Annotated in this window: 21 protein-coding genes and 2 pseudogenes; 11 read left to right on the plus strand and 12 right to left on the minus strand. The window is 67.1% G+C overall.

Features of this window, described 5'->3' with window-relative positions:
- Positions 1 to 9: 9 nt before the first annotated feature.
- Positions 10 to 453 carry a 50S ribosomal protein L9 gene (gene rplI, locus EBI04_RS10675; RefSeq protein ID WP_135257434.1) on the plus strand — a complete coding sequence of 148 codons (444 nt, stop codon included), beginning with the start codon at positions 10 to 12 and terminating at the stop codon, positions 451 to 453.
- 23 nt (positions 454 to 476) lie between these two features.
- On the opposite strand, the pseudogene EBI04_RS10680 reads toward rplI, so the two are convergent.
- Positions 477 to 1,735, minus strand: a pseudogene (locus tag EBI04_RS10680) (alpha-hydroxy-acid oxidizing protein).
- 65 nt (positions 1,736 to 1,800) lie between these two features.
- Between EBI04_RS10680 and EBI04_RS10685 the strand changes: the two are divergent.
- Positions 1,801 to 2,628: an SDR family oxidoreductase gene (locus tag EBI04_RS10685; RefSeq protein ID WP_135257435.1), complete on the plus strand. Its 828-nt coding sequence runs from the start codon at positions 1,801 to 1,803 to the stop codon at positions 2,626 to 2,628.
- 93 nt (positions 2,629 to 2,721) lie between these two features.
- Here the strand turns inward: EBI04_RS10685 and EBI04_RS10690 are convergent, their stop codons facing one another.
- Positions 2,722 to 2,916, minus strand: coding sequence for a hypothetical protein (locus EBI04_RS10690; protein ID WP_135257436.1), 195 nt, complete (start codon positions 2,914 to 2,916; stop codon positions 2,722 to 2,724).
- Positions 2,917 to 3,011: 95 nt separating this feature from the next.
- Here EBI04_RS10690 and lipB point away from each other — a divergent pair, with 95 nt between their 5' ends.
- From lipB to EBI04_RS10715, 5 genes and pseudogenes are all read left to right on the plus strand, one after another.
- Positions 3,012 to 3,674: a lipoyl(octanoyl) transferase LipB gene (gene lipB, locus EBI04_RS10695; protein WP_135257944.1), complete on the plus strand. Its 663-nt coding sequence runs from the start codon at positions 3,012 to 3,014 to the stop codon at positions 3,672 to 3,674.
- On the plus strand, positions 3,658 to 4,632 hold the full coding sequence (gene lipA, locus EBI04_RS10700; protein WP_135257437.1) for a lipoyl synthase: 975 nt from the start codon (positions 3,658 to 3,660) through the stop codon (positions 4,630 to 4,632). Before lipB ends, lipA begins: the two co-directional genes overlap by 17 nt.
- Positions 4,629 to 4,985 (plus strand): DUF3054 family protein, encoded by a 357-nt coding sequence (locus tag EBI04_RS10705; RefSeq protein ID WP_135257438.1) that lies wholly within the window; start codon positions 4,629 to 4,631, stop codon positions 4,983 to 4,985. Before lipA ends, EBI04_RS10705 begins: the two co-directional genes overlap by 4 nt.
- A gap of 9 nt (positions 4,986 to 4,994) precedes the next feature.
- On the plus strand, positions 4,995 to 5,864 hold the full coding sequence (locus tag EBI04_RS10710; protein ID WP_135257439.1) for an NAD(P)-dependent oxidoreductase: 870 nt from the start codon (positions 4,995 to 4,997) through the stop codon (positions 5,862 to 5,864).
- Positions 5,865 to 5,866: 2 nt separating this feature from the next.
- Positions 5,867 to 6,514, plus strand: a pseudogene (locus EBI04_RS10715) (AzlC family ABC transporter permease); the annotation flags it as partial.
- Positions 6,515 to 6,838: 324 nt separating this feature from the next.
- Here the strand turns inward: EBI04_RS10715 and lpdA are convergent.
- Genes lpdA through EBI04_RS10750 form a run of 6 tightly spaced genes read right to left on the minus strand, consistent with a single transcriptional unit; the run spans position 6,839 to position 12,169 of the window.
- Positions 6,839 to 8,224 carry a dihydrolipoyl dehydrogenase gene (gene lpdA / locus EBI04_RS10725; protein ID WP_167481942.1) on the minus strand — a complete coding sequence of 462 codons (1,386 nt, stop codon included), beginning with the start codon at positions 8,222 to 8,224 and terminating at the stop codon, positions 6,839 to 6,841.
- A 10-nt stretch (positions 8,225 to 8,234) separates the two neighbouring features.
- Positions 8,235 to 9,638 (minus strand): dihydrolipoamide acetyltransferase family protein, encoded by a 1,404-nt coding sequence (locus EBI04_RS10730; RefSeq protein WP_135257442.1) that lies wholly within the window; start codon positions 9,636 to 9,638, stop codon positions 8,235 to 8,237.
- Between the two features lie 7 nt (positions 9,639 to 9,645).
- The gene (locus tag EBI04_RS10735; RefSeq protein ID WP_240695289.1) at positions 9,646 to 9,855 is read right to left on the minus strand and encodes a type II toxin-antitoxin system HicA family toxin; all 210 of its coding nucleotides are present in this window, start codon (positions 9,853 to 9,855) and stop codon (positions 9,646 to 9,648) included.
- 11 nt (positions 9,856 to 9,866) lie between these two features.
- Positions 9,867 to 10,064 (minus strand): type II toxin-antitoxin system HicB family antitoxin, encoded by a 198-nt coding sequence (locus EBI04_RS10740; RefSeq protein ID WP_135257444.1) that lies wholly within the window; start codon positions 10,062 to 10,064, stop codon positions 9,867 to 9,869.
- A gap of 15 nt (positions 10,065 to 10,079) precedes the next feature.
- Positions 10,080 to 11,054, minus strand: coding sequence for an alpha-ketoacid dehydrogenase subunit beta (locus tag EBI04_RS10745; RefSeq protein WP_135257445.1), 975 nt, complete (start codon positions 11,052 to 11,054; stop codon positions 10,080 to 10,082).
- Positions 11,055 to 11,065: 11 nt separating this feature from the next.
- Entirely contained in the window at positions 11,066 to 12,169 is a 1,104-nt protein-coding gene (locus EBI04_RS10750; RefSeq protein WP_135257446.1) for a thiamine pyrophosphate-dependent dehydrogenase E1 component subunit alpha, read from the minus strand.
- Between the two features lie 132 nt (positions 12,170 to 12,301).
- Between EBI04_RS10750 and EBI04_RS10755 the strand changes: the two genes are divergently transcribed.
- Entirely contained in the window at positions 12,302 to 12,715 is a 414-nt protein-coding gene (locus EBI04_RS10755) for a 23S rRNA (pseudouridine(1915)-N(3))-methyltransferase RlmH (protein ID WP_135257447.1), read from the plus strand.
- Positions 12,712 to 13,110: a metallopeptidase family protein gene (locus EBI04_RS10760; RefSeq protein ID WP_135257448.1), complete on the plus strand. Its 399-nt coding sequence runs from the start codon at positions 12,712 to 12,714 to the stop codon at positions 13,108 to 13,110. The genes EBI04_RS10755 and EBI04_RS10760 overlap by 4 nt, the downstream gene beginning before the upstream one ends.
- On the opposite strand, the gene EBI04_RS10765 is transcribed toward EBI04_RS10760, so the two are convergent.
- The 3 genes from EBI04_RS10765 to EBI04_RS10775 are packed head-to-tail and all read right to left on the minus strand — an operon-like array spanning position 13,055 to position 15,498.
- Complete coding sequence (locus EBI04_RS10765) at positions 13,055 to 13,483, minus strand: DUF2203 domain-containing protein (RefSeq protein WP_135257449.1); 429 nt, start codon at positions 13,481 to 13,483, stop codon at positions 13,055 to 13,057. The two genes, EBI04_RS10760 and EBI04_RS10765, sit on opposite strands and share 56 nt — an antisense overlap.
- A 51-nt stretch (positions 13,484 to 13,534) precedes the next feature.
- Positions 13,535 to 14,440: a biotin--[acetyl-CoA-carboxylase] ligase gene (locus EBI04_RS10770; protein ID WP_135257450.1), complete on the minus strand. Its 906-nt coding sequence runs from the start codon at positions 14,438 to 14,440 to the stop codon at positions 13,535 to 13,537.
- An 11-nt stretch (positions 14,441 to 14,451) separates the two neighbouring features.
- The gene (locus tag EBI04_RS10775) at positions 14,452 to 15,498 is read right to left on the minus strand and encodes a glucose-1-phosphate thymidylyltransferase (protein WP_135257451.1); all 1,047 of its coding nucleotides are present in this window, start codon (positions 15,496 to 15,498) and stop codon (positions 14,452 to 14,454) included.
- 32 nt (positions 15,499 to 15,530) lie between these two features.
- On the opposite strand from EBI04_RS10775, the gene EBI04_RS10780 reads away from it, so the two are divergent.
- Both EBI04_RS10780 and EBI04_RS10785 read left to right on the plus strand, forming a co-directional pair.
- On the plus strand, positions 15,531 to 16,322 hold the full coding sequence (locus tag EBI04_RS10780) for a class I SAM-dependent methyltransferase (protein ID WP_135257452.1): 792 nt from the start codon (positions 15,531 to 15,533) through the stop codon (positions 16,320 to 16,322).
- A gap of 77 nt (positions 16,323 to 16,399) precedes the next feature.
- Positions 16,400 to 16,780, plus strand: a complete 381-nt coding sequence (locus EBI04_RS10785) for a secondary thiamine-phosphate synthase enzyme YjbQ (protein ID WP_135257453.1) — start codon at positions 16,400 to 16,402, stop codon at positions 16,778 to 16,780.
- Between the two features lie 10 nt (positions 16,781 to 16,790).
- Here the strand turns inward: EBI04_RS10785 and EBI04_RS10790 are convergent, their stop codons facing one another.
- Positions 16,791 to 18,971, minus strand: a complete 2,181-nt coding sequence (locus tag EBI04_RS10790; RefSeq protein WP_135257454.1) for a RelA/SpoT family protein — start codon at positions 18,969 to 18,971, stop codon at positions 16,791 to 16,793.

Below are 18,971 nucleotides of genomic sequence, written 5' to 3' on the forward strand. Positions count from 1 at the left end.
GGGGTGGACATGAAGGTCATCCTGCTTGAACCCCTGGAGAACCTGGGCGATGTGGGCCAGGTGGTGAACGTGAAGCCCGGCTACGCCAGGAACTACCTCCTGCCCCGGGGCCTGGCGGTCTTGGCCACGGAGAGCAACCTGAAGGCCCTCGAGGCCAAGATCCGGGCCCAAGCCAAGCGCCTGGCGGAAAGGAAGGCGGAGGCGGAGCGCCTCAAGGAGATCCTGGAGAACCTCACCCTCACCATTCCGGTGCGGGCGGGGGAGACCAAGATCTACGGCTCCGTGACCGCCAAGGACGTGGCCGAAGCCCTTTCGCGCCAGCACGGCATCACCATCGATCCCAAGCGCCTGGTGCTGGAAAAGCCCATCAAGGAGCTGGGGGAGTACGTTCTCACCTACAAGCCCCACCCCGAGGTGCCCATCCAGGTGAGGGTGAGCGTGGTGGCCCAGTAGGTGGCTTGCCCGGCAGGCCGCCCCTAGGAGGCGAGGAGGTGGGGTCCCACCTCCTCTAAGCTTTTCACCCCTAAGAGGGCCAGGGTGAGCTCCAGCTCGGCCAGGAAATGGTCCAAGACCGCCCCCACCCCTTCCTCCCCTCGGAGGGCCAAGCCATAGACGTAGGGCCGCCCCAGCCCCACCGCCTTGGCCCCCAGGGCCAGGGCCTTGACCGCATCGGCCCCGGTGCGGACCCCGCTGTCCAGGAGCACCGGGACCCGGCCCCCACGGCCTCCACCACCCCGGGGAGGGCCTCGAGGGCCGCCACCTCCCCGTCCACCTGCCGGCCCCCGTGGTTGGAGACGTAGACCCCGTCCACCCCCAGCGCCACCGCCTGGGCCGCGTCCTCGGGGTGGAGGAGGCCCTTGAGGAGGAGGGGCAAGGGGGTGGTCTCCCGCACCCGCCGCACCTCCTCCCAGGAAAGCTCAGGGAAGGAATAGGTGGCCACGAAGCGGCGCACCCCTTTAAGAAGACGGGAAAGCTCCCGTACCCCTACTCTTGCTCCGGCCCGGCGCAGGGCTAGGAGGGCGCGGAGGAGGGCAAGGCTCGGGCGGGGGCGCAGGGTGGGCCCCTCCACCGGCTCCTCCAGGCTGGCCAGGAAGGCGGGGTCGCTCAGGTACTGGGCCAGGCCCTGCCCCTTGAGGAAGGGCAGGTGGCCCAGGTCCAGGTCCCGGGGCCGCCAGCCGAGTTGCACCGTGTCCACGGTGAGGACCACCCCCGCGCACCCCGCGGCCTCCGCCCGGCGGAGGAAGCTTCCCACCACCCGGGGATCGCTGGAGTGGTAGAGCTGGAAGAAGACGGCCGCTTCCGGGTTCGCCGAACGGGCCGCCTCCACCACCTGCTCCAGGGGGTAGGAGCTCTGGTTGGAAACCATGAAGGGAAGGCCCCTCTGAGCCGCAGCCCGGACCGCGGCCAGCTCCGCCCGGGGGTGGGCCAGCTCCAGGACCCCGATGGGGGCCAGGAACAGGGGGGCGGCCCAGCCCCTTCCCCAGAGGGCGACCTCGAGGGCCGGGGGCTTTGCCCCGCGGAGCATGCGGGGGAGGAAGCGGTAACGGTCAAAGGCCCTGCGGTTCGCCGCCATGGTGCGCTCCAAGCCCGCTCCGCCCGCCACGTAGGCCCAGGCCTCGGGGGACATCCGCCTGCGCGCCGCCTCCTCTAAGCCCTGTGGGTGGACGGGTACCGGGGGCCTCCCGCCCCAAAGCCCTTCCAGGTAGATCCGCTGCTGCACCCTTCTCCCGATCATGCTGCCCCCTTGGGATTTCGGGGAGATTCTACCCGCTTGGGCCGGAGATTGTAAACTGGGTGCAAATGGCCGGGAGCGTCCTCATCACCGGGGCCGGGAGCGGCATCGGCCTGGCCACGGCAGGCCTCCTTGCCGCTAGGGGGTACCGGGTTTACGGCGGGGTGCGCAAGGAGGAGGACGCAGAGCGCCTAAGGGCCCTGGGGGTGGAGCCTCTCCTCCTGGACGTGACCCGGGAGGAAGACCTTCTCCGAGCGCGGGAAGCCCTGCGGGAAGAGGGGCTTTTCGGCCTGGTGGCCAATGCGGGGGTGGCGGTGGCGGGGCCCTTGGAGCTGGTACCCCCCTCCGCCTTCCGGCAGGCCTTGGAGGTGAACCTCTTGGGGGTGCACGCCACGGTGCAGGCTTGCCTGCCCCTCCTGCGGGGGGGCCGGGGGCGGGTGGTCCTCATGGGCTCGGTCTCTGGCCTCTTGGCCCTCCCCCTCATGGGGCCCTACGCCGCCAGCAAGTTCGCCCTCGAGGCCCTGGCCGACGCCCTTCGGGTGGAGCTAAAGCCCTTTGGGGTACGGGTGATCCTTATCGAGCCCGGCTCCGTGGCCACCCCCATCTGGGAGCGCTCGGAACGGGCGGCGGAGGGCTACCTGCTCCCACCCCCTTCCGATACGGAGGAGGTCTACGGGCGCTACCTGGAGGTGGCCCGGAGGATGGCCCGGAGGAACGCGAGGCGGGGACTTCCCCCGGAAAGGGTGGCGGAGGCGGTGCTCCACGCCCTGGAAAGCCCAAGGCCCCGGGCCCGCTACCTGGTGGCGGGGCGGGAAAGGGCCTGGCAGACCCTTTTTCTGCGCCTGCTCCCCACCCCCTTGCGGGACCGGCTTCTGGCCCGGGCCTTAGGGGTCTGAGTACCCCGCCGTGGCTTGCGCCACCACGGGGGCCCCAGAAAGGCCCTAAGCCTCGCCTTTCCTCCTTATCCGCCGGGGTAACCCCCTGCCTTCTTAGGAGGCGAGCTCCGCGGCGGCCAGGAGCACCACGTGGCCGCCCCGCCGCTCCAAGCGGGCCTCGAGTGCCCGCACCGGGAGGTGTTGGCGCAGCACCTCCAGCACCTCGTCCAGTAGGCGCTCGGCCAGGGCGGGATCCATGGCCTCCGGCTCCAGTTCCAGGAGCATGTGCAGGCGGTTTTCCGTGCCCATGCTCCCCATCCTGCTCCCTGCAGGTCAGGGGCGGGTCAAGGGGCTTTGTGGCTCTTTCCAGACCCTGCTCGCCTGGGTGGCGTATGCTAAAGGACGTGGAGTTCTGGGTGGAGGACCTGGGCCTTTTGCCCTACCCCCAAGCCTGGGAGTACCAGAAAAGGGTGCACAAGGAGGTGGTGCGGGGCGAGCGCCCCCCCACCCTCCTCCTCCTGGAGCACCCCCGGGTGATCACCCTGGGCCGGAAGGCCACGGGGGAGAACCTGCTCTTCCCCGAGAGCTGGTACCGGGAGAATGGCTTTGAGCTCTTTTGGGTGGAGCGGGGTGGGGACGTCACCTACCACGGCCCTGGGCAGCTGGTGGGCTACCCCATCTTTCCCGTGGGCCGGGAGGTGCGCCGCTTCCTTCGGCAGATAGAGGAGGCCATCGTCAAGGTGGCGGCCAGTTACGGCCTAGAGGCCTACCCCACCCCGGGGTACGCGGGGGTCTGGGTGGGGGAGGACAAGCTCTGTGCCATCGGGGTGGCGGTGAAGGAGGAGGTCAGCTTCCACGGCTTTGCCCTCAACGTGAACACCGACTTAAACGACTTCTCCGTCATCATCCCCTGCGGGCTAAAGGGGAAAGGGGTTACCTCTCTGGAACGGCTTTTGGGCCGCAAGGTTCCCATGCCGGAGGTGAAGGACAGGGTGGTGCGGGCCTTCGCCGAGGTTTTCGGAATGGAGCCCCGTGTAAAGGAGGATCATCGTGAAGCCCAAGTTTGAAACCGTGGAGCTCCTTGCCCCCACCGGGGAGGTGGTGGAGCTCAAGGTGGTGAAGCATGGCCTAGCCCAGGCCCGGCCCGAGCCTGTGGACCGGAATAAGCCCGCCTGGCTCAGGGCCACCCTGCCCACGGGGGCCAAGTACCAGGCCCTGAAGGCCACGGTGAACGAGCTCAAGCTCCACACCGTCTGCCAGGAGGCCCTCTGCCCCAACGTGGGGGAGTGCTGGAGCCACGGCACCCTCACGGTGATGCTCCTGGGGAGCGTCTGCACAAGGGCCTGCAAATTCTGCGCCGTGGACACGGGGAACCCCAAGGGGATCGTGGACCCCGAGGAGCCCCAGCGGGTGGCCGAGGCCATCCGCAGGCTCCATATCCGCTACGTGGTCCTCACCAGCGTGGACCGGGACGACCTTCCCGATGGCGGGGCGGCCCACTTCGCCGCCACCATAAGGGCCATCAAGGAAAAGGCCCCTGGGGTCTTGGTGGAGGCCCTCACCCCCGACTTTCAAGGGGACCTGAAGGCGGTGGAGACGGTTTTGGACGCGGGTCCGGAGGTCTACGCCCAGAACCTGGAGACCGTGCGCCGCCTGACCCCCAGGGTAAGGGACCCCCGGGCGGGGTACGATCAGACCCTTAGGGTCCTGGCCCACGCCAAGCGCTACCGGCCCGACGTGCTTACCAAAAGCAGCCTCATGCTGGGTCTGGGGGAAACGGAGGAGGAGATCCTCGAGGCCATGCGGGACCTCCGGGCAGCCGGGGTGGACATCCTCACCCTGGGCCAGTACCTGCGCCCCACCCCGGCCCACCTGCCGGTGGCGCGCTACGTGCCCCCCGAGGACTTCAAAAAGTACGAGGCCTGGGGGTACGAGCTGGGCTTTAGAGAGGTCTTTGCCGGGCCCCTGGTGCGGAGCTCCTACCGGGCGGACCGGGTCTTCCTGGAGGCTACCTCCCGTCCATGAGCCGCCTCTTCCTCCTGGACCTTCTGGCCCTCCTCCTCTTCGCTGGAGCGGGGCTTCTTTCCCATGGCCTTTCCATCACCCTGGAGGGCCTGGCCCGGAACGTCCTTCCTATCCTCTTCGTCTGGCTTCTCCTTGCCCCCTTCCTCGGCACCTACCGCAGGCCCACCTGGGCTAACCTCCTCCTCCTCCTCACCTGGGCCCTCGCCTTCCCCGCGGGGCTTTGGCTTAGGCAGATGGTCCTGGGCGGGGGCTTTGGGGTGGGGTTTTTCGTCTTCCTGGGCGTGGCCATGGCCTTTGGCCTTCTCTTCCTCCTCCTCTTTCGGGGCCTCGCCAAGCTTTTGAAGTTCTGGTAAAACGGGAACATGGAGAAACTGGCCTTCCTCGGTCTTGGGGCCATGGGCTACCCCATGGCCGGCCATCTGGCCAAAAGGTTTCCCACCCTGGTCTGGAACCGCACCTTCGCCAAGGCCCTAAGGCACCAAGGGGAGTTCGGTTCCAAGGCGGTGCCCCTGGAAGGGGTGGCGGAGGCCAAGGTGATCTTCACCTGCCTCCCCACCACCAAGGAGGTGGCCGAGGTGGCGGAGGCCCTCCTGCCCCACCTGAGGCCCGGCACCTACTGGGTGGACGCCACCAGTGGCGAGCCCGAGGGAAGCCGGCTTCTGGCGGAGCGCCTTTTGGAACGGGGCGTGGTCTACCTGGACGCCCCGGTTTCCGGCGGGACGATAGGGGCAGAGAAGGGCACCCTCACGGTGATGCTGGGGGGGCCGGAGGCGGCAGTGGAGGCCGTGAAGCCCTACCTGGCCTATGCCCAAAAGGTGGTCCACGTGGGGCCCGTGGGGGCGGGGCATGCGGTGAAGGCCATCAACAACGCCCTCCTGGCGGTGAACCTCTGGGCGGCGGGGGAGGGGCTTTTGGCCCTGGTGCGGCAGGGGGTGTCCGCGGAGAAGGCCCTCGAGGTCATCAACGCCTCCAGCGGCCGCTCCAACGCCACGGAGAACCTGATTCCCCAAAGGGTGGTCACCCGGGCCTTTCCCAAGACCTTCGCCCTGGGCCTTTTGGTGAAGGACCTGGGTATCGCCATGGGCGTCTTGGACGGGGAAAAGGCCCCAAGCCCCCTCCTCCGCCTCACCCGGGAGGTGTATGAGATGGCCAAAAGGGAACTCGGCCCCGAGGCCGACCACGTGGAGGCCCTGAAGCTCTTGGAGCGCTGGAGCGGGGTGGAGATCCGGTAGGGATGAAGGAAGGCCTGCAGGCTGCTTGGCCCATTGCCCTGGGCTACTTCCCCGTGGCTGTGGCCTTCGGCGCCCTGGGGGCCCAGGCGGGGCTTGGCTACCTTTGGATTCAGCTCACCTCCCTCCTGGTCTTCGCCGGGGCCAGCCAGTTCGCCTTGGTGGGGCTTCTGGCCCAGGGGGCGCCGCCCCTTTTGGCGGCCTCCCTGGGTCTTCTCCTTAACCTGCGCCACGCCTTCTACGGCCCGGCCCTCAGGCCCCACCTTAAAGGAGGTCCCCTGGAAGCCTTCCTCCTCACCGACGAGGTCTTCGCCCTGGCCCTAAGGGCTCTCCCCGGCCTCCCCCCGGGGGAGCGGCGGGGCTACTTCCTGGGCCTGGGCTTAGGGGCCTACCTTTCCTGGAACCTGGGCACCTTCCTGGGGGCCTTGGGGGGGCAGGGGCTTCTCGCCTGGCCCGGAGTGGGGGAGGCTCTCGCCTTCGCCCTTCCTGCCCTGTTTCTTCTCCTGGCCCTGCCCCACCTGAAAAACCCCGCGGCCCTTCTCGCGGGCGGGGCGGCTTGGTCCCTCCACCTCCTGGGGCAGACCGCCTGGGGGCTCTTCCTGGCGGGGGTCATCGGGTTCTTCTGGCCGGGGAAGGGGGGAGGCCATGACCCTGGCCCTCCTCCTCCTGGCCCTGGGCACCTTCCTCCTGCGCTTCCTGCCCTGGCGGGGGGAGAGGAGGGTGCCGGCGGGCCAGGCGGGACCCGCCCTGGTGGTGGCCCTTTTCCTGGTTTCCGCCTTCTCCCCCCCGACTTCCCCGGAGTGGCTTCGGGCGGGGCTTGCCCTCCTAGGCACTTATCTGGGGCTTAGGCTCACCGGGAACCTGGGCGTGGCCGTCTTCCTGGGGGCAGGGCTTTACGGGCTTCTCGGGGCCCTGGGCTTTTAAAGGTCCGGTGGGGCTTCTGCCCCACCGGGAACGCCCAGGGACTCTGGGTTGGGTCAACGGTTCAGGATGTGGATGGCCTGCTTGTGGAGGGCCTCCGCCGCCTCCATGAGCCCCTCGGAGAGGGTGGGGTGGGGGTGGACGGTGAGGGCGAGGTCGGAAACCGTGGCCCCCATCTCCAGGGCCAAGGTGGCCTCGGCGATGAGCTCTCCCGCCTGGGGCCCCACGAGGAAGACCCCAAGAAGGAGGTCGGTTTCCTCATCCCCCACCACCTTGATAAGGCCCTCCGCCCCCCCTAGGGTAAGGGCCCGGCCGCTGGCGGAAAGGGGGAACTTCCCCACCTTCACCTTATAGCCCGCCTTCCTGGCCTCCTCCTCCGTGAGCCCCACCCCGGCCCATTCGGGTCCGGTGTAGACCACGCTGGGTACCTGGAAGTCGAAGAGGGCGTTTTTCCCGGCGGCGTTCTCGGCGGCCACCAGGCCCTCCCGCATGGCCTTGTGGGCGAGGAGGGGGGGACGGGCCACGTCCCCGATGGCGTAGACCCCGGGGGCCGAGGTTTCCATGCGGGCGTTCACCTGGATGAAGCCCCGTTCGTCCACCTTTACCCCGGCCTTCTCCAGGCCCAAGCCCTCGGTGCGGGGTTTGCGGCCCACGGCCACCAGGATTTTGTCCACCACGATCTCCTCTTGGTTTCCCCCCTGGGCGGGCTCCAGGAGCACGTGGAGGCCATCCCCCTTCTTCTCGTAGCCCACGGCCTTGGTGCCGGTGCGCACCCTAATGCCCTCCTTCTCCAGGGCCTTGCGCAGGAGGGCGGCGGTTTCCGGGTCCCCTGCGGGGAGGATTTCCGGCATGTACTCAATGAGGGTCACCTCCGCGCCCAGGCGGTGGTAGACCTGGCCCAGCTCGAGGCCCACCGCCCCGCCCCCGATCACCAAAAGGCGCCCTGGGATCCCCTCCTCCACCCTCAAGGCCCGGGTGGAGTCCCAGACCTCCTCGCCGAAGGGGAAGCCCTTAAGCTCCACGGGCTCGCTCCCCGTGGCGAGGATGAGGCTTTTCCCCCCGTAGCGCTCCCCGTTGACCTCGATCTCCCGGGGCCCGGCGAAGCGGGCGAAGCCCCGCACGAGCTCCACCTTGTTGCCCTTCAAAAGCCCGGCCACGCCCCCGGTGAGCCGCTTCACCACACCCTCCCGCCAGGCGCCGAGCTTGTTGAAATCCAGTTCGGGCTTAGCCTTCAGGCCAAAGTCCTTGGCTACATGCAGGTGGTGCATGGTTTCTGCGGCGTGCAAAAGCGCCTTGGTGGGGATGCAGCCCACGTTCAGGCACACGCCCCCCACCTCGGCGGCCTCCACTGCCAGAACCTTAAGCCCAAGCTGCGCCCCCCGGATGGCGGCGTGGTAGCCCCCAGGTCCGGTGCCAATCACGATGAGGTCGTAGGTCTTCATGGGGTCCATCCTACATTTCCAGAAGGAGGAGGTCGGGGTTCTCCAAAAGCCGGATCACATCCCGGGTGAAGGAGGCCGCCTCGGCCCCGTCCACCAGGCGGTGGTCAAAGGAAAGGGAGAGGTACATAATATCCCGGGCCTGGATGGAACCATCCGGCATTACCCAGGGCCGCTTCCGGATGGAGTGTACCCCCAGGATGGCGGCCTCGGGGACGTTGATGATGGGAAAGCTCATGAGGGCCCCCACGGAGCCGATGTTGGTGATGGTGAAGGTGGAACCCGTGACCTCCTCGGGGGAGAGCTTGCCTTCCCGGGCCCGGGCGGAAAGCTCGGCGATCTCTTGGGCCAGTTCCAGGATGTTTTTGCGGTCCACATCCCGCACCACGGGCACAATGAGCCCCCTTTCCGTGGCCACCGCCAGGCCCAGGTGGTAGTAGCGCTTGTAGACGATCTCCTGGCGCTCCTCGTCCAGGCTGGTACTCAGCATGGGGTACTTCTTCAAAGCCCGCACCACCGCCTTGAAGATGAAGGGGAGGTAGGTGAGCTTCACCCCCTGGCGCTCGGCCTCGGGTTTCAGGCGCTCCCGGAGGGCCACCAGTTCCGTGAGGTCGGCCTCGTCCACGTTCAAGGTGCGCACGGTGTAGAGGTGGCTTTGCCAGAGCCCCTGGGCGATGGTGCGGCGGATGCCCCTTAGAGGGATGCGCTCCTCCAGGTGCTCGTAGCCCTTGGGGGGGATGTAGCGGGGTGGGGGCGGGAAGCCCGAGGGAAGGGGTGCTGGGGCCTCCTTGGGGCTTAGGGGCGGGGGTGCGGCTTGGGCCTTAAGCTGTTCGGCATAGGCCCGCACGTCCTCCACCCGGATGCGGCCCATGGGGCCGGAGCCAGGGATGGCCTCGAGGGGAATCCCCAGTTCCCGGGCCAGCTTCCGGGCGGCGGGCACCGCCAGCACCCGGCCTGCCCTTCCCTCCTGGGGTCCCCGCCCGGGCTGTGGCCCGGGCGGGGTGCTTAGGAAGGGGTTCTTCACCGCCACCTGGGTGGTGTCCGGCTTGAAGAGGGAGAGATCCTCCTTTTCCTCCTTTGGGGGAAGCCCGGGCTCCACGATGGAGCGCTCCTCCACCGCTTGCACGGGCGGAGCCTCCTTTACCTCTTTCACCTCTTTTACCCCGGCCACGGCCTCCCCGGGTTCCGCCAGGAGGGCGATGGGGGCGTGGACCTTCACCACCTCCCCCTCCTTGGCCAGCTTTTTCAGGAGCACCCCCTCGTAGGGGGAGGGGAGCTCTACGGTGACCTTGTCGGTCATCACCTCCACGAAGGGCTGGTCCTTCTTGAGGTAGTCCCCCTCCTCCACCAGCCACTTGAGGATCTCGCCTTCCACCACGCTTTCCGCCAGTTCGGGCATGAGGATTTCCTTGGGCATAGGCCTCCTAGATCAGATCTGAAAATTCCTCGAGGGAAATCTGCGCATCTTTGAGAATGTGGGCTAGGGTGGAGGGCTTTATGGGGATGTGCGCAGGCACGATGACAATGATTCGCTTTTCTCCCAGCTGCCTCTCCATCCGGATATGGCTCCCCCGTTGGCGCACCACCCGAAAGCCCGCCTTTTCTAAAGCCTTGACCACCCGCTTGTAGGACAAGGAGGGGACCTTCAAATCTCTACCTCGGCCAGCTCAGCGTTCTCTGGCAGCTTTTCCTCTAGCGGTTCCAGGTAGAGGGCGATGGCCTCGCGGATGTTGGCTAAAGCTTCTTCCAAGGTGTCCCCCTCGCTAATACAACCGGGAAGGGCAGGCACGTAGACGGTGTACCCTCCCTCCTCGCTCTTTTCCAGGACCACCTTTAGCCGCATAAAACCTCCCTTCAGTCAGTAGTCTAACGCCCGTTTGGCGGCGTTCAGGATACGGGTGACGGTGGGCAGGTAGAGCTTGTCCTGGGCGTAGGGGTAGGGGGTGTCGAAGCCCGTCACCCGGATGGGAGGAGCGAGAAGCATGTCCAGGATGTCCTCGGCGAGGGTGGCCGCCACCTCGCTCACGAAGCTCGCGTGCCGGGGGGCATCGGAGACCAGCACGGCCCTTCCCGTTTTGGCCACGGAGTTCATCACCGCCTCGTAATCCCAGGGCATGAGGGTGCGGAGGTCTAGAACCTCGGCGGAAACCCCTGCCTTCTCCAGCTCCTCTGCCGCCTGGAGCACCTCGGGCATTACCGTGCCATAGCCGATTAGGGTAAGGTCCTTCCCCTCCCGCCTGATGGCGGCCTTGCCCAGGGGCAGGACGTAGTCCTCCTCCGGCACCTCCTCCTTCACCGAGCGGTAAAGCCTTTTGGGCTCCAGGAAGACCACGGGGTCCTCGTCGCGGATGGCGGCCTTCAGGAGGCCCTTGGCGTCGTAGGGGGTGGAAACCGCCACCACCTTGAGCCCGGCGGTGTGCACGAAATGGGCCTCGGGGCTTTGGGAATGGTGGTGCCCCCCCTTGACCCCGCCCCCAGAGGGCATGCGCACCACCAGGGGGGCGGTGAACTGCCCGCCGGAGCGGTAGCGGAGCTTGGCCACCTGGCTCACCAGCTGGTCGAAGCCGGGGAAGATGTAGTCGGCGAACTGGATCTCGGCCACAGGCTTTAGGCCGTGGGCGGCCATGCCCAGGGCGGCTCCCACGATGGCCGCCTCGGAAAGGGGGGTATCCATGACCCGATCGGGGCCGTACTTCTGCAAAAGCCCCTCCGTCACCAGGAAGACCCCGCCCCTCTTGCCCACGTCCTCTCCCAGGACCACCACCCGGGGGTCCTTGGCCATTTCCTCGTCCAGGGCCCGGTTCAGGGCCTGCACCATGGTCATGACGGCCATAACCCACCCCTTTAGAGCTCCTCCTTGAGGAGGGCCTCCTGGCGGGCCAGGTGCCAGGGTTTCTCGGCCAGGACGTCTTCGAACATCCATTCCGGGGGCACCGCTCCGGCCTCCTCGGCTTCCTTCAAGGCCCTTTCCAGCTCGGCGCGGATCTCCGCCTTCAGGTCCTCCTCCCACTCCAGGTTCCAAAGGCCCCGCTCCTCCAGGAAGCGCTGGAAGCGGAGGATGGGGTCGCGCTTGCGCCAGGCTTCCACCTCCTCCTTGGGGCGGTAGCGGCTGTCGTCGTCGGCGGAGGAGTGGGGGCCGTAGCGGTAGACCCTGAGCTCCACCAGGCTGGGGCCCTCCCCCATGCGGGCCCGTTCCACCGCTTCCCGCACCACGTAGTAGGAGGCCAGGACGTCCATCCCGTCCACCAGGTAGCCAGGGATGCCGAAGGCGTGGGCTTTTTCGGCGATGGTAGGGCTATGGGTCTGGCGGCGGTAGTCCACGCTGATGGCGTAGAAGTTGTTTTCAGCGATGAAGACGGCAGGGGCGCCCTGCACGGCGGCAAAGTTGATCCCTGCATACCAGTCCCCTTCGCTCGTAGCCCCGTCCCCGAAGGTGCAGACCGCCACCTGGCCCGTGCCCTGGAGCTTCATGCTGATGGCCGCCCCGGCGGCGGGAGGTACGTGGGAGGCGATGGGGCTGGCCACGGTGAAGTAATTGAGGGCCTTGGACCCCGGGTGCTCGGGCATCTGCCGGCCCTTGTTGGGGTCAGCCCGGGTGGCCAGCATCTGGCTGAAAAGCTCCTTGGGGGGGATGCCCAGGGCCAGGGCCAGGCCGTGGTCCCGGTAGTAGGGGAAGACCCAGTCAAAGCCAGGGCGGATGGCGTGGGCAATGCCCACCTGGGCGGCCTCGTGCCCGGCGGCGGGGGCGATGAAGCTGGTCTTGCCGGTGCGGATGAGGATGGTGTAGCGCTCGTCCAGCATCCGGGCCGCCAGCATGTCCCGGTAGAGGCGCTTAAGCTTCTCCTCGTCCAGATCCAAGGGGAAATCCCCCAGCCACTCTCCCTTTTCCCCGATGAGCCTTATGGGCTCAGGGGTGAAGGGCTGAAACCGGTGGGTGTCCTTTACCATAAACCCTCCTTTTCCGGCGCTTTTGGCGCCCTTAGAGCCTGCCCTGGGTAAGGGCCTGGGGCTCCTTTATCGGGGTGGGTGAGGTCCCACTTTCCCTTCGCCCTGAGTATACCCTGGCCCTAAAATGGGGAGGTGCGCCTTAGGGTGGTGGCGGTGGGCAAACCCAGGCTGGTTTACGCCCGGCTGGGGGTGGAAGAGTATGCGATGCGCATCCGGAAATATGCCCCCCTCGAGGTCCACTTCGTTAAAGAGGCCCAGGACCTCCTGCCCAAGGCGGAAGGCCACCGCAAGGTGGTCCTGGATGAAAGGGGAAAGCTCTTTACCACGGAAGGGCTTCTGGAGGAGTTGAGGCGCTGGGAGGGGGAACGGGTGGCCTTTTTGGTGGGGGGTGCCGAGGGGTACCCTAAGGGGGTACGTGAGGGGGCCGACCTCCTCCTTTCCCTTTCCCCCCTTACCCTGCAGCACGAGCTGGCCCTTTTGGTCCTGATGGAGCAGCTCTACCGGATCCTCACCCTGAGGGCCGGGCATCCCTACCATCGGCCATGACCTACGAGGCCTTTGTGGCGCTGGTGGAAAGGCTTTGGGCGGAGATCCCCGAGGCCTTCAAACGGGAGCTTCAGGGGGTGCACGTCCTTCCCCAGGCCAAGCCGGAGCCCGGGCTGAAGGGGGTGTGGCGGCTTGGGGAGTATCTGGACCCCGGTCCCCCTTCCACCTTCCTGGGGTTTGAGGGGCTCGGACGGCACATCGCCCTCTACTACGGTTCCTTCCAGAAGGTGGCGGGGCCAGGGTTTGACTGGGAGGAAGAGGTCTGGGAAACCCTCCTTCACGAATTAAGGCACCACCTGGAGTCCCTGGCGGGCCGGGACGACCTGGTGCGGGAAGACCTTAGGCGCCTGGCCGAGTTTCGCCGGGGCGGGAGGCCTGGGGGAGAAGGCCGCTAGCCTCTGCCTTTAAGGGGCGCCGCTCGGCAAACCCCCCCGCCAGGGGGTGGTAGTGGGCCACCTCGGGTTCCCCTTCCTGCCAGCAGAGAAAGACCACCTCTCCGCCCACCCGGCTGGGGAAGTCCACCAGACCCCGGTCCAAGTCCTTGAGGAACACCCCCAGGGAGGCCAGGTAACGGGTGTCGGCTTCCAAGGAGCCCAGGAGGAAGCGGGCCTCCTCCTCCAAGGCCCTTCGTTCCAGCCCGCGGGCCTCGGGAAGCCGGGCCTGCACCTCGGAGAGCTCCTGCCGGGTCCGCCGCATCTGGGAGAGGACCCGCTGGATCTCGGGCAAGAGGGCATCGGCCTCTTCCTTGGTGAAGATGCGGGCAAACATACCTAGCCTTATCTTATCACAAATGCTTTGGAAAATCTAAGCCTGAAATACTCAAGGATCGGACTCCTTGGTCCGGAAGGGGGACACGAGGGCCACCTCGCCCGCGCCGATCCTGACCCCCTCCACCTGGAGGCTGCCGTCGGGGAGGATGGCCTCCGCCACCCCCTCCACCACTCCCTTGGGGGTTTTGACCCGCACCCTTCGGCCTAAGGTGTAGGAGGCCTCCCGGTAGAGGGAGAGGAGGGTTTCTGGGCTTTCCAGAAGGGGGAAGAGGTTTTCCAGGTGGAGGAGGAAGCCCGAAAGCACCTCCCGTCGGGAAAGGGGGGAGAACTCCCTCAAGGCGGCGGCGCCCTCGGGGGCCCAGTCCACGTTCACCCCCACTCCCAGGAGGACGTAGGCCACTTCCTCCCCCTCGGCCTTGGCCTCCAGAAGGACCCCGGCCAGTTTCCGACCATCGGGGGCCAGAAGGTCGTTGGGCCACTTGAGCCCCCCCACCCCCACCGCCCGCCAAAGGGCCAGGCCGGCAAGAAGGGGAAGGAGACCCATGGAGGAGAGGGGAAGGGTGGGGCGGAGGAGGAGGGAGAAGGTGAGGCTTTCCCCTGGGCGGCTTTCCCAGGGCCTTCCCCGCCTGCCGCGGCCCCTTTCCTGCACCTCGGCCAGGACCAGGGCTCCCCCCTCGGCTCCTTCCTCCGCCCAGGCCCTTAGGACATCCTGGGTGCTGCCCACCCGCCCCAGGTAGCGGTAGGGCCGGCCGAGCCGCCCTTGGGGGTGGAAGAGGGGGGGAAGGGGAGTGCCGGGCCGGATGCGGTAGCCCTTTCGGGTCATCTCCACGGGGAAGCCCTCGGCAAGGAGCCTTTTCACCTCCTTGGAAACCGCCTGGCGGCTTACCTTTAGGCGTCGGGCCAGGGCCTCGCCGCTTTGGTAGTCCTCGGTGAGGAGGTCCAGAAGCCGGGCCATGGGGGTGGTCTTCAGGCCAGCTCCACCTGGGAGAGGTCCCCCAGGATCAGGCGGTGGGCCCGGGGGAGGCCATCGCGGTTTTTCACCTGGGCCCCCACCCCCAGGATGCTTTCCTGCAGGCGTAAGGCCACGTCTTCCAGGATGGCGTGGTCCTCGAGGATGGAGTACTCCACCTCCGAGCGCACCACCTTGGCCCCGGGCCCTAAGGAGGTGAAGGGCCCGATGTAGGCTCCTTCCACCACCGCTTCCTCCCCGATGAAGGCCGGGCCGATGATGGTGCTTTTCCGCACCCTGGCCCCCTTCTCCACCACCACCCGCCCGGTGAGCTGGCTTTCCCCCACCTCCCCCTCCACCCGGGGTTCCAGTTCTTCCAGGATGAGGCGGTTGGCGTCCAAAAGGTCCTGGGGGCGGCCGGTGTCCTTCCACCAGCCCTCCACCTCCACCCCCACCACCCTCTTCCCCCGGTCGATGAGGCCCTGGATGGCGTCGGTGATCTCGTACTCCCCCCGGGCGGAGGGCTTGAGCCCCTCGATGACCTCGAGCACCTCCGGGGTGAAGACATAGACCCCGGCCACAGCCAGATTTGAGGGCGGCTCCTTGGGTTTCTCCAGAAGGCGCACGATCCTTTCCCCTTCCAGCACCGCCACCCCGAACTGGCTGGGGTTTTCCACCCGCACCAGGGCGATCACCGCGCTCACCCCTGGGGTGAAGGCCTGGAGAAAGCGGGCGATTCCCTTCTGGAAGAGGTTGTCCCCCAGGTAGAGGACGAAGGGGCTTTGCCCCAGGAAGCCCCTGGCCACCGCCACCGCATGGGCCAGGCCCTGGGGCTCTTCTTGCAAGATGTAGCGCACCCGGTAGCCCGCAAGGGCCTCGCGGATGTCCTTCTCCGTTTCTGGGGAAACCACCACCCCGATCTCCTCTATCCCCGCTTGCAGGAGGTTTTCCAGACCGTAGTGGAGGATGGGCCTTCCCGCCACCCGGATCACGGGTTTGGGCCGGGTGTGGGTCAGGGGGCGAAGCCTCGTGCCCCGTCCGGCAGCCAGAATGAGTCCTTTCACGCTGCGAAGTATACCCCGTAAAATGGGGAAGGATGCCCAAGGCCTCCGTGCGTATGGCCTACGCCTACGACCGCCTCCGGGCCTACCCCCCGGAGGTGGCGGGCCGCATCGCCACCGCCATAGGGAATGCCCTAGGGGTGCGGGGGGAGGAGGCGGCGCTTTTGGAGCTTGGGGTGGGTACCGGGCGCATCGCCCTGCCCCTCATCGCCCGGGGATACCGCTACCTGGCCCTGGACAAGGATCCCGCCATGCTGGAGGTCTTCCGCCAAAAGGCGGCGGGAGTTATGCGCAAGGTGCGCCTCATAGAGGCCGATGTCCGGGCCATTCCCCTGCCCGACGAGAGCGTGCACGGGGTGATCGTGGTCCACCTCTGGCACCTCCTCCCCGACTGGCCCAAGGCCCTGGCGGAGGCCCTGAGGGTGCTGAAGCCAGGAGGGGTCCTTTTGGAGGGCTGGGATGAGATGGAGGCGGAGGAGGAGCGCCTGATCCAGGAAAGGTGGCGCTCCCTAGTGGAGGCGGAGGGCGTGGGGGTGGTGCGGGGCTTGCACAGAAGGCGGCTAGAAGAGGTGGAGGAAGCCCTAAAGCGGCTTGGCCTCAGGCCCAAGACCAAGCAGGTGGTCCAGTGGCGGGAGGCGCGCACCCTGCGCCAGGCCCTCGAGGCCCTGGAGGAAAGGCTTTACTCCTTCACCCAGCTGGTTCCCGAAGAGGTACACGAGCGCATCATGCCAAGGCTTTGGGCCTGGGCCGAAGGGGAGTTCGGCGATTTGGACCGCTCCTTCACCCTGGAACGGAGCTTTACCCTGCGGGCCACCCGCATGGCCTGATACCACCCCATCCCGGCAGGGCCACGCTTAAGCCCCTTCTTAAGGGATTTGCCTTCGTGGCCTGCTAGGCTTGAAGGATGAAGACCATCCGCATCCCCACCCCCAAGGAAGGTTTGGTGAACATCACCCGCCAGGTGGAGGAGGTCTTGGCCGGGCACACCGGCTTGGTCTACCTCTTCGTTCCCCACACCACCTGTGGCCTCACCGTGCAGGAGGGGGCGGACCCCGATGTGGCCCACGACCTTCTCGCCCGCCTGGAGGAGCTGGCCCCCAGGGTGCATCCCAAGGACCGGCATGCGGAAGGAAACTCCCACGCCCACCTGAAAAGCCTCCTCACCGGGGTGCACCTCCTCCTTCCCGCCGAGGGAGGGAGGCTTAGGCTTGGCCGCTGGCAGCAGGTTTTCCTAGCGGAGTTCGACGGACCGAGGATGCGGGAGGTGTGGGTCAAGCTCCTCTAGCCGGGCCCGCCTAGACCCAGCGCACCTCCTGCACGCTTTTCACGCCCTTTATGGCTTGGACCAGGGAGTCCCGTTCCCCGTCCTGCACGGTCAAGCGGAGGCGGATGCGGGCCAGGGGGCCCAGGATGCGGGTTTCCGAGCCCAAGGCGCTCTTGCCCGCTTCGGCCACCACCTGCATCACGTCCCTCAGGAGCCCGGCCCGGTCCTGGGCCAGGACCTCGAGGGTGGCCACCTTCCCCCCCACCCCCTCCCAGTAGGCCCCGATGACCCGGTCCGCCTCCGGTCCCTGGAGGATCCGGCGCAGGTTGGGGCAGTCCGCCCGGTGGATGGTGACCCCCCGGCCCCGGGTGACGAAGCCCAAGATGGCGTCCCCCTTCATGGGCTCGCAGCAGGAGGCCAGGCGGATGGGGGCCTGGAGGTCCTGCTCCAGGCGGATCCCCCACTCGTTCCTGGGGGGTGCCTTGGGCTTTTCCGGCTTGAGGAGCGCCTTGGGGTAAAGCTTTTCCGCCACCTGCTTGGGGGTGAGGCGGTTTAGGGCCAGGGCCAGGTAGAGCTCCTCGGGGGAGGGGGTGAGGCCCAGCTTCTTCGCCGCCTCCTCCAGCTGGCTGTCGCTGGGCTTGGGGAGGCTACGGCGCTTCAGGTAGCGCTCCAGGAGGTTCTGCCCCCTCTCCAGGGTTTCCTGGCGCTCCTGGGTGCGGAAGTACTGGCGGATCTTGCTCTTGGCGCTCCGGGTCTTGGCGAACTCCAACCAGTCCTTGGAGGGGTGGGCGTTTTTGGCGGTGAGGATCTCCACGATCTCCCCGTTTTGTAGCTCGTAGGAGAGGGGGACGATGCGCCCATTGACCTTGGCCCCCACCATGTGGTGCCCCACCTCGGTGTGGATGTGGTAGGCGAAGTCCACGGGGGTAGCTCCCTTGGGCAGGTTGATGATCCGCCCCTTGGGGGTGAAGACGAAGACCCTGCCCCCCAGCAGGTCCCGGGTCACCGCCTCCACGAACTCCCGGGAGCTAGAAAACTCCTGCTGCCACTCCTGGATGCTTTTAAGCCAGGAAACCCGCCTTTTTAGCTCCTCGGGGTCGGTGAGGCCCTCCTTGTAAAGCCAGTGGGCGGCGATCCCGTACTCGGCGATGCGGTGCATCTTTTGGGTCCGGATCTGCACCTCCAAGGGAAGCCCCTCCAGGGCGATGACCGTGGTGTGGAGGCTTTGGTAGCCGTTCGGCTTGGGCACGGCGATGTAGTCCTTAACCCGGCCGGGGATGGGCTGCCAGAGGGCGTGGACCAGCCCCAGGACGTGGTAGCAGACCTGCTTTTCCCTCAAGGCCCTTCCTTCCTCCGTGGGGGCGGGCTTGGGATCCAGGACGACCCGGACCGCCAAGAGGTCGTAGATCTGTTCCAGAGCCTTCCCCTCCCGTTCCATCTTCTTCCAGATGGAGTAGAGGTGCTTGGGGCGGCCCGTCACCTCCAGGCCTTGAAGCTGGGCCTGGAGGAGCTCATCCTTCCTCAGGGCTTCCTCCAGGGCCGCTATGGCTTTTCGGATGATCTGTTCCCGGGCCTCCTGGGTTTCCTGGATGCGGGAAAGAAGGGCGTGGTAGGCCTCGGGGTGGAGGTAGCGGAAGGAAAGGTCCTCCAGCTCCCACTTGAGCTGCCCCATTCCCAGGCGGTGGGCCAGGGGGGCGTAGATCTCCAGGGTTTCCTGGGCGATGCGCCTTTGCTTCTCGGGGGGCATGTGCTCCAGAGTGCGGAGGTTGTGAAGGCGGTCCGCCAGCTTCACGATGATGATGCGTACGTCCTCCGCCATGGCGATGAACATCTGGCGGAGGTCCTCGGCCCGCTTTTCCTCCCCCTCGAGGTTGGCCAGCTTGTAGAGCTTGCTGACCTTGGTCTCCCCCTCCACCAGCTTGCGCACCCCGGGGCCAAAGCGCCTTTCCAGCTCCTCCCCGCTTACCCCGCAGTCCTCCAGGGTGTCGTGGAGGAGGCCCGCCATCACGGTATCCGCATCCACGTGCAGGGAGGCCAGGATCTCCGCCACCGCCACCGGGTGGGTGATATAGGGTTCCCCGCTTCGCCTGAGCTGGCCCCGGTGGGCCTCCTCGGCGAAGAGGTAGGCCTCCCGCACCTTTTCCCGCTCCCCTGCCGGGAGGTAGTCTAAAAGGGGTGCAAGCTTTTCCCAAAGAGCCGAGACGGATACCAC

The sequence above is a fragment of the Thermus caldilimi genome (genome assembly GCF_004684245.1).
In the GTDB taxonomy this organism is placed as follows: domain Bacteria; phylum Deinococcota; class Deinococci; order Deinococcales; family Thermaceae; genus Thermus; species Thermus caldilimi.